General features: G+C 52.8%; 11 protein-coding genes. 5 read left to right on the top strand and 6 right to left on the bottom strand.

Annotation, left to right across the window (positions count from 1 at the left end; translation table 11 throughout):
• Window positions 1–41 precede the first annotated feature (41 nt).
• Window positions 42–986, bottom strand: coding sequence for a hypothetical protein (locus AC1DF0_RS05860; protein WP_477573348.1), 945 nt, complete (start codon window positions 984–986; stop codon window positions 42–44).
• 323 nt (window positions 987–1309) lie between these two features.
• Between AC1DF0_RS05860 and AC1DF0_RS05855 the strand changes: the two genes are divergently transcribed.
• A complete protein-coding gene (locus tag AC1DF0_RS05855) occupies window positions 1310–3010 on the top strand; it encodes a methyl-accepting chemotaxis protein (RefSeq protein WP_477573347.1) in 1701 nt (566 codons plus the stop codon).
• 329 nt (window positions 3011–3339) lie between these two features.
• Here AC1DF0_RS05855 and AC1DF0_RS05850 read toward each other — a convergent pair whose 3' ends face one another.
• Both AC1DF0_RS05850 and AC1DF0_RS05845 read right to left on the bottom strand, forming a co-directional pair.
• Window positions 3340–5367, bottom strand: coding sequence for an ABC transporter ATP-binding protein (locus tag AC1DF0_RS05850; RefSeq protein WP_477573346.1), 2028 nt, complete (start codon window positions 5365–5367; stop codon window positions 3340–3342).
• Between the two features lie 36 nt (window positions 5368–5403).
• Window positions 5404–7149 (bottom strand): ABC transporter ATP-binding protein, encoded by a 1746-nt coding sequence (locus tag AC1DF0_RS05845; protein ID WP_477573345.1) that lies wholly within the window; start codon window positions 7147–7149, stop codon window positions 5404–5406.
• A gap of 517 nt (window positions 7150–7666) precedes the next feature.
• Here AC1DF0_RS05845 and AC1DF0_RS05840 point away from each other — a divergent pair.
• The 3 genes from AC1DF0_RS05840 (at window position 7667) to hmpA (ending at window position 11363) form a co-directional block, all read left to right on the top strand.
• Window positions 7667–8458 (top strand): tyrosine-protein phosphatase, encoded by a 792-nt coding sequence (locus AC1DF0_RS05840; RefSeq protein ID WP_442050120.1) that lies wholly within the window; start codon window positions 7667–7669, stop codon window positions 8456–8458.
• 420 nt (window positions 8459–8878) lie between these two features.
• Complete coding sequence (locus tag AC1DF0_RS05835; RefSeq protein ID WP_477573344.1) at window positions 8879–9997, top strand: nucleotidyltransferase domain-containing protein; 1119 nt, start codon at window positions 8879–8881, stop codon at window positions 9995–9997.
• 133 nt (window positions 9998–10130) lie between these two features.
• Entirely contained in the window at window positions 10131–11363 is a 1233-nt protein-coding gene (gene hmpA / locus AC1DF0_RS05830; protein WP_477573343.1) for an NO-inducible flavohemoprotein, read from the top strand.
• On the opposite strand, the gene AC1DF0_RS05825 is transcribed toward hmpA, so the two are convergent.
• Window positions 11312–11851 (bottom strand): Crp/Fnr family transcriptional regulator, encoded by a 540-nt coding sequence (locus AC1DF0_RS05825; RefSeq protein WP_442050123.1) that lies wholly within the window; start codon window positions 11849–11851, stop codon window positions 11312–11314. The two genes, hmpA and AC1DF0_RS05825, sit on opposite strands and share 52 nt — an antisense overlap.
• Before the next feature lie 153 nt (window positions 11852–12004).
• On the opposite strand from AC1DF0_RS05825, the gene AC1DF0_RS05820 reads away from it, so the two are divergent.
• Window positions 12005–12493, top strand: a complete 489-nt coding sequence (locus AC1DF0_RS05820; protein WP_442050124.1) for a hypothetical protein — start codon at window positions 12005–12007, stop codon at window positions 12491–12493.
• 2 nt (window positions 12494–12495) lie between these two features.
• Here the strand turns inward: AC1DF0_RS05820 and AC1DF0_RS05815 are convergent, their stop codons facing one another.
• On the bottom strand, window positions 12496–14796 hold the full coding sequence (locus AC1DF0_RS05815; RefSeq protein ID WP_477573342.1) for an ATP-dependent DNA helicase: 2301 nt from the start codon (window positions 14794–14796) through the stop codon (window positions 12496–12498).
• A 106-nt stretch (window positions 14797–14902) separates the two neighbouring features.
• A complete protein-coding gene (locus AC1DF0_RS05810) occupies window positions 14903–15271 on the bottom strand; it encodes a hypothetical protein (RefSeq protein WP_442050126.1) in 369 nt (122 codons plus the stop codon).
• Window positions 15272–15529 lie beyond the last annotated feature (258 nt).

The raw sequence follows: 15529 nt of genomic DNA, 5'->3' as shown, positions 1-15529 counted from the left end.
TGGCAGTACAGGATTAGCCTCCTGTACTGCCATTGTTCGTCTTAAGCGCTTGCTCCGGTTTCGGCTTGAGATGCCGATTCGCTTTCGCTTGCCTGTGCCCCGTTCTCCGCTGCCGGCTTGTCACCTTCCTTCGTACCTCGCGCTCCGTTAGGACGCTCCCCGCGCGGACCTTTGCCGCCATCTTGAGCGCGCCCTTGAAGCTCGCCGTTTACAAGCTTCTCAGCATGCTCAGCCAAGGTTGCAAGCTTCTGGTCATACTGCTCCTGCGTCAACTCTCCCGCCGCAAGCTTCTCGGCGAGCTTGGCTTTCACTTCGGTTATGTGCGCATCAATAACGGTTTGTACGGCTATGCCTTTCTCGGCAGCAAGTGCCGCAATCGTTTTCCCGCCATCCAGTGCTTCTTTAAGCTCGTCCGCTCCTAGGCCTAGCGCTGCAGCTACCGCTTCAAGCCCTCCGCCTCCAAAGCCCTTCCCGCCGCGACCGTCATGCTTGCCTAGCCCCTGTCCGCCGCCTTTGGAATCAAGCAGCTTCTCCGCCTGCTCGGCAGCGGTTGGTTTCGTCTTCTCTGCTTGTCCGTCCTTCAGCTTATCGGTGTCCGCAGATGCGGCCGGGGCGCTCGCACGCTCCGCCTCCAGCCATTCGATTAGCTTCGCTTTCAACTCTTCGCGTGTTTTGCCCTGCGCCACTGCGATTTCGCTGAGCGTGCTCGTCTTAAGCTGTGTCTTCAACGCTGCTTCATCAATAGCCAAGTACGCGAGAAGCTGTTCTTGTATGTTTCCGAGGCCATGTCCGCCGAATTGCCCGCCCCTGCCCTTCTTCTCTGCACCGTCGGCCGCTTTGCCGGTTTGGTCAGAATCGGTCTGAGCAACGTCAGACGAGGCAGCATTCACATATTGACTGCTCCAAAGCACGCCGCCTCCCAGTGTCAAAGTAAGCGCGATGGCTCCTGCCGTTATCGCTTTTGCTTTCGGTTTCAATTGAAGCATTCGTAATTCCACCTCTCATCGATAATGTTGTTACAGGAACATCCTACTCTCACTTCCTTAATTGTCCTTTAAAGCCGACTGAAAGTTAGCTGAATTCCGCTCGGAAGCTTATATATTCAACACTTTTCTAACATTGATTCTCGCATTTTTCTAATATCCCATTGTTATGCTTATTGCAGAAAATACAACTAGAATTGTCGATTCCACAAATTACCACCTACATAATCCGACATAAATCGACGATATTCATCATAATCAATGTTTTGGAGAGTGATGGGATGTTTCGTGCGTTCAACAGAAGTTTAGTAGTGGCAAGTTCAATTGTGTTAGCTTTATTATTAATTGTCGTTATCGGAGTTACGGAGACGTTATCCTATAACAGCCAAAAAAACGCCTTTACGCAGGAGATTAATCGTACCGGTGAAACACTCGGTGCCCAGATGGAAGCCAGTTACTTCTTGCTGGGCCGAGGCTACGAGGAGATTAAGGCTGGCGGCGATACGGAGGGCGATGTTTTTCAACAGCTTAAGCAACTGCTGGACACGATGATAAAGAACGAATTAGTGGCGAATGCTTATATATACATGCCCGAAGTAACTGAACAAGACGGGAAGAAGATCGCGACCGTTATGCAAAGCAACGATGCGCTTCATGCTGCCGGTTTTGCTCCCGGCGACACCTATGAGATTCCGGAGATTTTGCAGCCAACGTTCACCGAAGCATCGGCAGACGGATTTGCGGTTTCCAAGGTTTATGAGGACCAGATCGGGCAATGGGTCACCTTAATGACTGAGCTTCAATCTAAAGATGGTCAAGTAGTAGGCATGTTCGGAGTTGATATCGACTATGCTTTCATTAACGCCAAGCTTAGCGAGCTATTATGGAAAAGCATTATCATTGCTGCAATATTCTCAGTCATCGCTATTCTAATAGCTGTCGTACTTATCCGTTTGGTGCTTAAGCCTCTCAAGAGGCTGGCAGAAGTATCGGCGTTAGCCGCTCAGGGCGATCTTACGCTTGCCGTTGCGGTTAAAGGGCAAAACGAAATTTCTCAAGTAGGAACCTCGTTTAACGCAATGATCGCAAGCCTGCGCGAGCTGGCAGGTAACATTAGCACAACTTCAGGCGAGGTTGCGGGCGCTGCGGCCAACATGCAGCAGAGCGCGGAGCAGACCTCGCAAGCAACGCAAGATGTGACAGAAGCGATTCAAGAGGTAGCCGTTGGTTCAGATACGCAGTTGCAAAGCTTCCAAGAATGTCAGCGTGCGATGACGGAGATGACCGTCGGCATACAACGTATTGCGGAATCAACCTCTTCCGTATCCGAGCTAGCCGCAGATACAAGTCAGCTTGCTTCGGAAGGCGAGAGTGTCATTGATTCTACCCTGCAACAGATGCACGAGATTGAAGAGCATGTATCGACAACCGTCGCTACGCTTCACGAGTTGAAGGAGCAAAGCGATAAGATCGGCGGCATCCTCGCGATGATCGGCGATGTTGCGAATCAGACGAATTTGCTGGCGCTTAACGCATCGATCGAGGCAGCGCGTGCCGGCGAGCACGGCAAAGGGTTCGCCGTTGTTGCTCATGAAATTCGCAAGCTGGCCGAACGTTCGAAGGAATCATCGGAGCAGATTGGCGCGATTCTGCACAGCATCGGCAGCGGTACGTCGCATGCGGTGCTGACGATGGAGAAATCGGCAGTCGCAGCCCGAGAAGGATCAATCGTGAGCGCGAAGGCAGGCGAATCGTTCCGCGCCATCGTTACGTCGATACGCGATGTATCCAGCCAAGTGCAAGAGGTATCCGCCGCTTCCGAGCAGATGTCGGCCGGCAGCGAACAGATCGCCGCTTCGCTTGACCAGCTCGAAGGCATTGCAGCTACATCGGCAGATAACGCGCAGCGCGTAGCAGCCGCTTCCGAAGAGCAGCTCGCCTCGATGCAAGAGGTCGCAAGCTCATCCGAGCAGCTTCGCAATCTGGCGAACACGCTGAATGAAACGATCGGACGCTTCAAAACCTAATTTATCAGATCACGCTAACCCCTCCTCCTTATATATAAAGAAGGCTAGCCTCTCCTAATGGAGAAGCTAGCCTTCTTCGCTTATATGGTCTACTTCACTATCTATGAACCCAAACAAACTCACTAATTACGCTGAATGATACCGCGCTCCGCCAAATAATGAGGCAAAGCTCACTGCCCATGAAGTCAGCTTCACGGCTAATGAGGTTTGCCTCACTAATCTCCGCAAACAGCCAATATCACCACTATATAGTGAGATTTAACTCACTATTTCATGAGATCCTTCACTATTCCCCGCCCCGGCATGGAGCAGGCAGGCTTCAAACCGCCTTATGCCGGCTGCGTCGCGCCGCCCTGCTGCAGCTGATACATCGCGTAATATTTGCCGCGATGCTCCATCAACTGCTCGTGATTGCCGCGCTCGACGATCTCGCCGCGGTCGAGCACAAGAATCTGATCGGCCGCGCGAATCGTCGACAGCCGATGCGCGATAACGAACGTCGTTCGCCCCTTCTTAAGCACATCGAGCGCCTCTTGAATGATCGCCTCGGTCTCCGTATCGATACTCGCCGTCGCCTCGTCCAAGATCAGAATCGCGGGATCGTATGCGAGCGCCCGCGCGAACGAGATCAGTTGCCGCTGACCGGCCGACAGCGTGCTGCCCTTCTCGATAACCGGCGCGTCAATACCGCCCGGCAGCACGCTGAACATTTCGTAGGCGCCGACATCGCGCAGCGATTGCTCGACCTTCTCCCTGCTGATCGCCGGGTTATCCAAGCTGACGTTCGAGGCGATCGTTCCGGTGAACAGGAACGGATCCTGCAGCACGATGCCCATATGCTGGCGCAGCAGCTGCTTCGGTATATCGCGAACCTCCTTGCCGTCCACGACGATACGGCCCTCATTAATATCGTAGAAGCGGAACAGCAGATTCAAGATCGAGCTTTTGCCCGAGCCGGTATGACCGACAAGCGCGACCGTCTCGCCCTGCTTCGCATGGAAATCAATGTTCTTCAGCACGTATTCGCCTTTCTTGTAAGCGAACGAGACGCGCTCGAACTGCACATCGCCCTTGTAACGATCCATCGTGCCAGGCACGACGTCGATGCCTTCCTCGTCCATGAGCAGGAACACCCTCTCTGCCGATACGCGCGCTGTCTCTAGGTTGGACAGCTGGTTMACGATACCGACAATCGGCGCGAACATCCGGTTCATGTAATCGACGAAGGCGTACAGAACGCCTACCGATACAGCCGTGCCGAACCAATCTCCCCAGAACAGCCAGATGACAATGAGGAACAGAATGTTCCGCACGACGTTAACGAGGTTATGGGATGTAATGGAGTTCAAGCTGAGCAGCTTGTTCTGATACTTGTAATAATGCTCATTAAGCGACTCGAACTCCTTGTTCGTTTCCTCTTGGCGACGGAATGCTTGAATGATCGGCATCCCTTGTATCGACTCGTTAAGCATGCCGTTAATCTCGCTCAGCTTGGAGCGGATAATGCGGTTATAACGCGCCGCGAACTTGCGGTAAACGATAATCCATACGATAAGGATCGGCACTAGCGGCAACGAAATGAGCGCCAGTCTTGCATCGAGCAGGAACAATGCCCCATAGATCGCCGCCATATAAATAATGCCCGTAAAAAAGTTTGCCAGCACCGCGACGTACAACTCGCGGATCGCCTCGGTATCATTCGTAATACGCGAGACGACTTGGCCCGCCGACAAATTATCGTAATAATTGACCGGCAGCCGCTGCGTATGCGCGAAGATGTCGTTCCGCATCCGGCGGACGATCTTGTTCGCCGACGTCTGCAGCATCAGCCGCTGGCCGTACGTGAACACAGCCACAAGCAGCAGCAAGCCGAAGTACAGCGCCGCCATTGTCAGCAAAGCCGGAAATTCCGGCTTGTAGAAGCTGTACAGCTCCGAAGACGATAGCTTGGTCACGGGATAGCTCGCTTGCTCGCCTGTTTCCTTACTCGTTATGGTCATCGTGCCGTCCGTGACGACACGCTTGCCGCTTTCGAACTTCAGCGGCTCTTCCAGCCAATAGAACTGGCGTACCGATTGAAGCACGCGAACCTCTGCGCCCTTCTGCTCATCCGCAGCGAAGTGATCCTCGCGCTTATACCATTTATCTTTATAAAGAACCGCATACGGCTGTTCTGCCGAAACCTCATGCCACTTCTTCTCGATACCGAGAATGTTCTGGTCAATCATTCGCTTAGCGATGAACGGTCCTGCAAGCTCCGCGCTGACCGCAAGCACGAGCAGCAGCAGCGCCAGCAGGATCGGTTTCTTATAAAGCATGGCGTATTGAAACAACCTCTTGCCCGTTGTCTGTTTCATTGTCCTTCACGCCCCTAAATTATGAATCTGCACCTATTACTCTTCGATAAAAGCTTCCAGCTGCTGGCGATCGTATTGCTCGCGATACCAGCCGCCGTTCTCCAGCAGTTGCTCATGCGTGCCTTCCTGTACGATGCGTCCTTCGTCGAGGACGATAATCCAGTCCGCATGCTGAACGGCCGACAGCCTGTGCGTCGTAATAAGCGTTGTCTTGCCGACGCGCTCCGTACGGATGCCGTCAATGATTTCCGCTTCCGTCTTCGCGTCTACCGCGGACAAAGCGTCGTCCAGCAGCAATATTTCCGGATCGGCGATAAGCGCCCTGGCGATGCTGACCCGCTGCTTCTGCCCGCCGGACAGCGCAACGCCCTTCTCGCCTACCATCGTCTGGAGACCGTCCGGAAGGAACTGAATATCCTTCGCGAACGAAGCGCGTTGCAGAGCACGCTGCATATCTTCATCCGTCGCATCGCTCTTCCCAAACATAATATTTTCCTTCACCGTTCTCGAGAACAAAATCGGCTGCTGCGGCACATAGCCAACCCAGCGCAGCCACTCCTGCGTGCGCAGATGACCAATCGATGAGCCCGAGATCGTAATATCGCCTTGTCCAAGCGGGTACTCGCGCAACAGCTGCTTCAACAGCGTTGTTTTGCCGCTGCCGGTCCGACCGACAATACCAAGCGTCTGGCCTTGGCGAAGCGTGAACGACACGTCCGCTAAGTTGTCGACTGTCGAGGACGGGTAACGGAACGTAACATCCCGGAACTGAAGACCTTCCGGCTCCTTCACCGCAACCGGATCGGCGGCTTCGGGAACGTCCGGCTTATAGCCGAGCGTCTCGTTGACACGATCAAGCGACGCGTTGCCGCGCTGCATAATGTTGATAAGCTCGCCGATGGCGAACATCGGCCAGATGAGCATGCCGAGGAATACGTTAAACGAGACAAGCTCGCCAAGCGTAATTTCATTATGGAATACGAGATAACCGCCGTAACATAAACCGATCAAGTAACTCGTTCCGACAAGCACTTTCATCGTCGGCTCGAACAACGCGTCGATCTTGGCGACTGCGATGTTTTTGCCTAGCACTTCCTTCGTCTTCGCTTTGAATCTCGATTCGCTCGCTTCCTCCTGTACGAATGCGCGGATAACCCGCACGCCCGCTACAGACTCCAGAACCTGGTCATTCAGATCGCCAAAGGCGTCCTGCGCGTCCATGAACCGCTCGTGAATCTTCTTGCCGAAGTAGCTCATCGCCAGCGCCATAAGAGGCAGCGGCAGAAGCGAAGCCAACGTCAGCTTCACGCTGATAAGGCCGGCCATGACGATCAGAATCGTAATCATGAACAGCGTCGAATCGACGAGCGTCAAGATGCCGAAACCGGCTGTCGTCGCCACCGCGCCAAGGTCATTCGTCGATCGGGCCATCAGGTCGCCCGTACGGTTGCGCTCGTAGAACGTCGGCGTCATCTTCAGGAAATGCCGCATCAACCTCGACCGAAGCAATCGTTCCAGCACGAATGCGCCCCCGAACAATTGATAATGCCACACATATGTAATGACATACCCGATAATCGTTAAAGCGATCCAGCTGACTACAATAAGCTGGAAGTCGGCGTCGCCCAGTACGCCTTGGTGAATGCCGTCAATCGTATAACCGATCAGCCACGGCGGAATGACATCGATGAATCCCGTCAGAACGAGGAGCGTGATCGCTAGCGTATACCGCTTCCAGTTCATGCCGAAAAACCATTTTAATTTTTTGAGTACAATAAACATCCTTCTCTACCACACCTTCCGCTATCCATCCTTACGACATTCTTCCCTTAGAAAAAAACAAAAGAAGCGCGCCGCCGCAACGACACGCTTCTTCCTTCCGCCGCGGGACGTGCGGGCAGCCTGCGAACAGGCTGCCGCAACCCGATTGCGGCAAACGAAAAGGCGCAAAGTTACGGTAACGTAACCCTGCGCCCCTATTGACGGGTATACTCCCTTATTACAGGGAAATGACGCGCGGATGGATTACGTTATTCATGTTGAAACGATGAATCATGATTCCTGCTGCAATGGCTCTCATAAATTTCCGCATGTAACGTAACCCTCCTCTCGAATAAAATCTAATTGTCACTTTACCATCCGTTGAAAACGATGTCAACCACAAAATTACAGCTCCTAACCCTTTACAAAACCTTCGCATCACAATAATTTCAAGTTAACATTCAACTTGTATTCTAGTTGCGTACCAGTTATGTTAACGAAATAAACGGGTCTAGATGAAGGGAGCTTATACGATATAATGACGACGACAACGCAGCAAGTTAACGATTCCGATGTAAAAGTTCTGCCTTTCCAGGGCGTACTTAACTTCCGCGACATGGGCGGATATGAGACGAATGACGGACGCAAGGTGAAGCGCGGGCTGCTCTTCCGCTCCGCCGAGCTGACAGGCATGACAGAGAGCGACCGCGAGCTGTTCGCTTCGCTTGGCATTAAGACCGTGTTCGATTACCGCGACGACAAAGAAGCCGAGCTTAAGCCGGACCCTCTCTTCGATAACGTAGCTAACGTTCGTGTTCCTGCGATGAACCAGCCTCATAATACAGGCGATATTCGCGAGATGCTGAAGTCCGACCTGTTCCGTAATATGTCCGTCGAGACGTTCGCCGACATGTACGTGCAGATGGCCATCGACAACGTCTCCTTCAAGAAGCTGATGTCGCTCCTTCAGGAATCGGAGAGCCTCGGGCTGCTGCACCACTGCGCAGCCGGACGCGACCGTACCGGCATCGGCAGCGCCTTCATTCTACTTGCTCTCGGCGTCGATCGCGAGACGATTATTGAAGACTACCTGATCTCGAACGTTACGCTTGTCTCGATGAACGAGAAGATGAAGGAGCAGTTGGCCGGGCTTCTCGACGAAGAGCAAATGGAGCGCTTGTCAGCGATGTTCCAGCTCCGCCGCGAGTTCATGGAAGCCGTATTCGGCGCTATCGATACGAAGTACGGCGACACGGACAGCTTCCTGGAGCAAGAGTTCGGCCTCGATGCCGATAAGCGCGCAGCGCTCCAAGACCGCTGCCTGGAATAGTCGGCTGTCGTCCCAAAATCCTTACGCTAAGGACCTCCGGCTTCCACTGTAAAGTGGAGGCTGCGGTCCTTTTTCGATTGTCCATTTCCTATTCGGGGATATGAATGGATTTTGTGCAGTCAAATGGCCGGAAACGATACGATATCAGAGTTTGATTGGATTGTGTACAGTCTAATGGACAGAGGAACCCTGCTAAGGGCTAAAATGCCGGTTTGACTGTATGTTCTCCACTCAAAAGTCGCTTATTAGGCGATTGGGGCCGATTAGACTGTATGAAATACAGGCAAAAACAACTTATTCCGTCTATCGAAAGTGACAAAACCAACAGCTCCTTTTAAACCATTCTTTATCGGATGTATGCTTCCGGCCTCCTATATACTTTAGGTGATACCCATCCGTATTAAAGGAGGCGTGAATGTCATGGCAAACGTGTTCGAGGTTGCCCAAACGCTCATTCAGCATATACAAACCCGCTTCAAAGGTGATATAGCCCTGGTCGCCTATTACGGCTCTTATGCGCAAGGAACGGCTACCTCCCGCTCCGACCTCGACTTCTTCTTCATTCCATCTACGCCGCGAGGCTTCCGCGCGGCTCTTTCGTTCCTATGCGGCGGCATCAGCTTCGACTTTTGGCCCATCAGCTGGGAGCGCGCGGAGCGGATGGCCGCTTTCGAAGAGCCGAATACATCCATCATCGCCGACTGCAAGCTGCTGTACGTCCGTTCGGACGCCGATCTTGCCCGCTTCGAGCAGCTCCGCAAGCGAATCTCCGAAACCGGCAAGCCATCGCTCGCCCTCATAGAGAAAGCGGAAAATCATTTGCGCGACGCCTACGTTCATCTCTACCAAATGTCTCTGCTCCACAACGACTCAACTGGTAATCTGACACTGTTCCGAACGGAGGCGCATGGAGTTCTAACTCATGTGCTGTATGCCCTCGCTCTGCTTAACGGTACTTATTTCACGAAAGGCTGGGGCAAAAACACAGAGCAAATCAACCAATTTCATCTGAAACCAGCGAGGCTGGATGAACACATGCACACTTTTATGCAGACAAGCGAGACAAAGGAAATACAAACGGCAAGCGAGCAGCTTGTGCAAGATATGCTGGAACTGTTGAACGCCCAGAAGGCGCATTATGCGGCCGGACCTGATTACAAAGGGCGTATGAAAGGATTTTACGAGGAAATCAGAGGGCAATTCGATAAGCTGTTAACGGCTTGCGAGGCGAATGATTATACGACAGCTTTCTTCTGGTCCATCGGCGCCCAGGATGAGATTGCACGTTTCCTCTACTATTCGAGAAATGGCTATTGGCCAAGCGCCGTACTCGCCACCGCAGACTACATGCATGAATATATCGCTGTTGGATTGCCTGATCTGCCTAAGCTGCTCGCCTCCGATCGATTATCCGAGCTGCGGGACATGATTCTGCTTCTTGATGAGCGGCTGCGCTCCCTACTCCAGTCGCATACCGTACACATTGCCGAATTTGAGACACCTCAGCAGCTAGAGCTGTATCTAGACCAGCGGGGTTAGCCCCCACTCGACGGCCGTCACAAATCGTTGCTTTTTGCTGTGTTTTCAATCACATATATAGCTTCCTGCGATTGTTTATACTAAGGCTGCATCATCACAAACTTCCGTATAAACCTCCAGGAGGGGATATTTCATGTTAAGCAACAATACAGTAGCTATTATCAAATCAACCGTTCCGGTTCTCGAAGTGCACGGACTTGCCATTACGAAGCGTTTCTATGAAATGCTGTTCGCGAGCCATCCCGAGCTGCTCCATATTTTCAACCATGCGAACCAGAAGCAAGGAAGACAGCAAACGGCGCTTGCCAATACGGTGTATGCGGCCGCACTGCATATTGACCGCCTGCCGGACATCCTGCCCGTGGTCAAACAAATCGCGCATAAGCACCGCAGCTTAGGCGTGAAGGCGGAGCATTATCCAATTGTCGGCCATCACTTGCTGCAGGCGATTAAGGATGTTCTTGGCGATGCTGCGACGGATGACATTTTGCAGGCTTGGGGTGAAGCTTACGGCGTCATTGCCGATGTCTTCATTAGCGTAGAAGCTGAAATGTACGAAGAGGCGAAGCGTCAGTCCGGAGGCTGGGACGGTTGGAGAGCGTTCACGGTTGAGAAAATAGTAGAGGAAAGCGACGTTATCACCTCCTTTTACTTTGTTCCGCAGGATGGCGGAGCGCTTGCTCTATACGAGGCAGGTCAATATATAAGCGTCAAATTGGACATTCCCGGCGAGAAGTATACGCATATACGTCAATACAGCTTGTCCGACAAGTCAGGCAACCCTTATTATCGCATTACCGTCAAACGCGAAAACACGCTGCAGGATCGTCCGGCCGGCATCGCATCCGTCTACCTGCATGAGCAAATTCAGCAAGGCGATGCGTTATGGCTATCGGCGCCTGCCGGAGATTCCACGCTGAATACGAATGACGATCAGCCGCTTGTCCTGCTCAGCGGAGGTGTCGGTATTACGCCTATGCTTAGCATGCTCCATACAGCTCTCGAACAACAGCCCGGACGAGAGATTGCGTTCATCCACGCCGCGCAGAACGGAAATGTTCATGCCATGAAGCAGGAAGTTGAAGCGCTGCAAAATAGACATCAACATCTCAAAGTCTATTATGTGTATAATCAACCGAACATACGCGACAGAGAGCAACAAGCTTTTCATAAAGAAGGGTATGTGGATCTAGCTTGGCTGCAATCGGTCGTMGCTTCGCCGGACTCGCGCTTCTATTTCTGCGGCCCCGTCCCTTTCATGAAGACCGTATACGGTATGTTAAACGAATGGGGAGTCGCTGCGGATCATATCAGCTACGAGTTCTTCGGACCTTCCGGCAGCCTAACCGCGGAATCAGAAGCTTGAGCGCGAAGCAGCCGGTTGACCGTCTCGCGGCGCAAGCCGATCAATTGGCCGATCTCGTCCTGCGTCAGGACGTCCGTTAGCGAAGATGCACCGATATATTGACGGAACCATTGCTGCAGCTTGATCAGCTTGTCCATCGGCTTCACCTGCGACAATTGATCAATACGCTGCTGCAGCATGCGAAGCTTGCTTTGCAGAAGCAAAGCGACCTCCTGATATTTCTCCGGACTGCGAGCCAGTTCTTCATACCATTCGCTCGGCTGCAGCATGACCACCTCGCTCGTAACGAGCGCAACAGCCGTGCCGTGGTAGGGCATCGGGCTAATCAAGGAATGGTGAGGAATCGTTTCATAGGGCGTAATAATATTAACGAGAAGCGGACTCCCGTCCTCGTGCGTTCGGACGATCTTGAGCATGCCGCTGCGGAGATGGTAGAGCGATCCCGTCTCTCCTTGGCGAAACAATATTTCTCCTTTATGCAGCAGCATTTCGCCACTCCTTCATTTGTTAATGTATACCATATAACGTCGTCCATCTCTATGGACGGCGTTTTTTTGTGTTATAATACTTGTTGCTGCGCCTGCGTTACGTAAGCGCCGCAGCTATTATTCTCATCAAAAAGAAAGAAGGATCCAATCATAATGACCATTAAGTCCGTAGCTATCTGTGCTTATATTGTTCTGATCTACTGGATCTCCCTGCATGTTTCGATTATGCATACTTTGTTTTTCCCTACGCTGGGCGCATTCAGCCTGTTGTTCATATCGAAGCCTTTCAAAAAGGATGTCGTCGGAAAAATCGCCTTTGGCGCAATAACCGCATCGCTGATCGGCTCGGTGTGCATGCACTTCAGCACCGGCGTTCTGTCGATACTTCTGAATACGGTAGCCGTGATGTGGCTGATCCGCAAGTTCAAATGGAACGCTCCGCCAATACTGGCCGTGTCCTTTATCCCCTTCTTCACCCAGCCGTCAACGATATGGATTACGCCGTTGTCCGTAGCGGTATCTCTGCTAGGATTGCTGCTCTTCCTCTATGCCGCCGTTCGTCTGGAGCGCAAGTTCGGCGAAGCCCCGCCGTTCATCCGCCGCAGCACCGAACAAGAGGCGCCAGAACGCGCGGTGATGTAACTTTAACGCCTCCACTCCTCCGGCAACAATCGGTTGTAATGAGGCTGCATGTAACGGTCGTCAATAAGCATCAGCGTGCCGCTATCGGTCTCCGAACGAATGAGACGTCCGCCTGCTTGCAGCACCTTGTTCATACCGGGAAAGACGTAGGCATAGTCATAGCCGCTCTTGCCCTGCTCATTGAAGTAATCGCGAATCATATTCCGCTCTAAGCCTAACTGCGGCAGTCCCACGCCAACAACGACGACGCCGACCAGTCGGTCTCCCGCCAAATCAACGCCTTCGGAGAACACACCGCCCATGACCGCAAAGCCGATCAATGATCGCTCCTTGCCGCCCTGGAAGCTGTCCAGGAACTGATCCCGCTCCTCCTCGGACATATCCCGCTGCTGCAGCAGCACCTCAGCCTTCTTCTCATCCTCTTCCCTCATCGTCCAGCTCTCCATAAAGGTCTGATGCACCGCGTTCATATATGCGTACGAAGGGAAAAATACGAAGTAATTTCCAGGCTTCTCCGTTACCAATTGCGCAAGCTGACGAGCAATCGGCGCATACGAATCATCGCGATCCTGATAACGGGTCGACACCGGCTTCACGATCACTTCCAGCTGTTCCTTATCGAACGGCGAAGCGACGGCCAGCGTATAGTCCTTCTCCCCCGCCCCAAGCATGTCCATATAATAAGATACCGGAGACAGCGTTGCCGAAAAATAAATATGGGACCGATACCCTTTGCCCATCAATTGCAGCATTTGCGAGGGATCGAGGCAGAACAGCTTCACGCGAAGCTCGTTCTTCGTGAGTTCCGTCAACGTCACATATTTATCATCGTAATGCTTAGCGGTACGAATGAAGTTTTGCGCGGCAAAATAGGTGTCGAGCAGCAGCTCGCTTACACTTTGCCCTCCGGCGAGCAGCCGTTCCATCGCGGCGGCGAACGTTTCTACTAGCGCTGCAAGCTCCGCTGGAAGCAGCTTTTCTACAAGCTGCGGCGAATCCTCGCTCCCCTTGCGAAGCGCAATGAAATAATCATTAACCGCCTTGGCTGCTTTGTAGCCTGCCTGATCCGTTCCCTTCAACTCTCGCTGCAGCGCAAGGAACGCCGACTTCACCAGCTCGGCCGAATACATCTCGCGCGCCCGGTCCACTAGATTATGCGCTTCGTCGACAAGCAGCGCGGTCTTGCGCTTCTGCTCATTATATTGCCGCTTGAACGAAATACGTGGATCAAAAATATAATTGTAGTCGCAAATGACCGCATCGGCCGCGTAAGCGAGATCCAGCGAGAATTCGAACGGACATACCCGGTGAATCTGCGCATATCGCTCGATGATCGAACGCGTGATGATCGTTTCATTAGCGAGTATATCAAGCACCGCCCCGTTGATCCGGTCATAGTAGCCGTCCGCGAACGGACAATGCTCTTTCTCGCAACGCACTTCGTCCTGAAAGCATATTTTATCCTTTGCCGTAATCGTAACCGTATGCATCCGCAGTCCCTGCTCATCCATCAGCAGCAGCGCATCCTCAGCAGCTTTCCTCGTCGTTGTGCGAGCCGTCAGGTAATAGAAGCGCTGAAGCATACCTGCTCCGATCGCCTTGACAGCCGGAAACGTCGTCGAGATCGTCTTGCCGATGCCCGTCGGCGCTCTGGCGAACAGCCGCACGCCCTCATTGATCGACTTGTAGACCGCGCCGGCCAGCTTGCGCTGTCCCGCACGATATGTGCCGAAAGGAAAGGCGAGCGATTCGATGCTCGCATCCCGCTCAGCTGCATGACGAACGCGAAGCGCTGCATACGGAATATATCGCTGTACGACATCCTCTACGAATCGTTCGAGTTCCTCGAAGGACACCATGCGATGGAATTGCTGCAGCCTGTCGGTCTGCGTATGCACATAGGTCAACTGCACCCGCATCTGCGGCATTTGCTCATCCTTGGCATACATATAGGCATAGAACATCGCTTGCGCCCAGTGCACCGGATAAGAGTGTTCGGTTATAAGGTCTAGGTCACCGGATGTAGACTTAATCTCATCTATCGTGATAGCAGGCTCGGTGGCAAGCAGTCCGTCGCATCGGCCATCCACCGCAATAACAAGCCCTTCCGCCTCGATGTCCGCCTTCAAATATACTTCCTTGCGGTCAAGCTCGCCGTACTGCTGCTGAATCCGCTGATGCGCTTTCGTTCCTTCATGCAATGCGTCTACCGCATTCAGCTTCACATCAATGCTGCCGCTCAGGTAGACATATTCGACCAGATGCCTTACCGATATCGCGATCGTACTCGGTTTGTCTGACATGACTTAGCTCCCCGACTCCTCCAAGAACATTTGTTCCTCTATTGTATCATGCTCAGCGGCAACAGACACATAGAAAAAGGCGTCCTATACGGACGCCTTCTCCCTTCTACTCCTCCGTCTCTTCCTCGGGATGCAGCCCGACGCCGTTCAGCAGATCGGTGCCGTGGAAATCCTGCTCCGGGGACGCCGGGTCTACCGGGCTGTTCTTTGCGATGTCATCGGCATCCGGCACGGCAGCCATCTCAGCCGAAATCTCCTCGGGCGTGTCTACCTCGTCATCCCCTTCACCCGAGATGATGGCGCTGGATAAACCCGCCTCGCTATCCGGATATCTTCGCAACAGCTCGTCCGTCGCGTCCAGCACGGCGCTCGTCTGCTCCTCGTCCGCAAACAGTCCAAAAGCCGGATCGATATCCCTCTCCGTCACAAGATCGTTGTGCTCACGATCCCTACGCTCCTCCTCATTCCAATACACATCTATCGCCTCCGCTTACATATTCGTTATCCATCATATATTACCCCGAAGCTGCGTTATTCTAACCATCTGACTTTTGAAGGGAAAACTGTCGAATAATGAAGGAATAACTGCCTGCTCCGTAGAAACATTGCAGGTACGATATTAATAACCGGTCTTTCATTATTTCACCCTTTAGAAATGAGGATGTTATGTCTCTGCCCATCTACCGAACCATGCGTACTCCACAAAAATGGAATCGCGGAATATTAAACTTAT

The organism is Paenibacillus sp. 05T425, assembly GCF_056396205.1.
This window is presented reverse-complemented; position numbering and strand designations above follow the sequence as displayed.

Bases quoted from the DNA above. Each gene is read 5' to 3' on its own strand.
- AC1DF0_RS05840 (WP_442050120.1), top strand. From the start codon at position 7,667: ATGACGACGACAACGCAGCAAGTTAACGATTCCGATGTAAAAGTTCTG.
- AC1DF0_RS05860 (WP_477573348.1), bottom strand. From the start codon at position 986: ATGCTTCAATTGAAACCGAAAGCAAAAGCGATAACGGCAGGAGCCATC.
- AC1DF0_RS05815 (WP_477573342.1), bottom strand. From the start codon at position 14,796: ATGTCAGACAAACCGAGTACGATCGCGATATCGGTAAGGCATCTGGTC.
- AC1DF0_RS05845 (WP_477573345.1), bottom strand. From the start codon at position 7,149: ATGTTTATTGTACTCAAAAAATTAAAATGGTTTTTCGGCATGAACTGG.
- AC1DF0_RS05825 (WP_442050123.1), bottom strand. From the start codon at position 11,851: ATGCTGCTGCATAAAGGAGAAATATTGTTTCGCCAAGGAGAGACGGGA.
- AC1DF0_RS05820 (WP_442050124.1), top strand. From the start codon at position 12,005: ATGACCATTAAGTCCGTAGCTATCTGTGCTTATATTGTTCTGATCTAC.
- AC1DF0_RS05835 (WP_477573344.1), top strand. From the start codon at position 8,879: ATGGCAAACGTGTTCGAGGTTGCCCAAACGCTCATTCAGCATATACAA.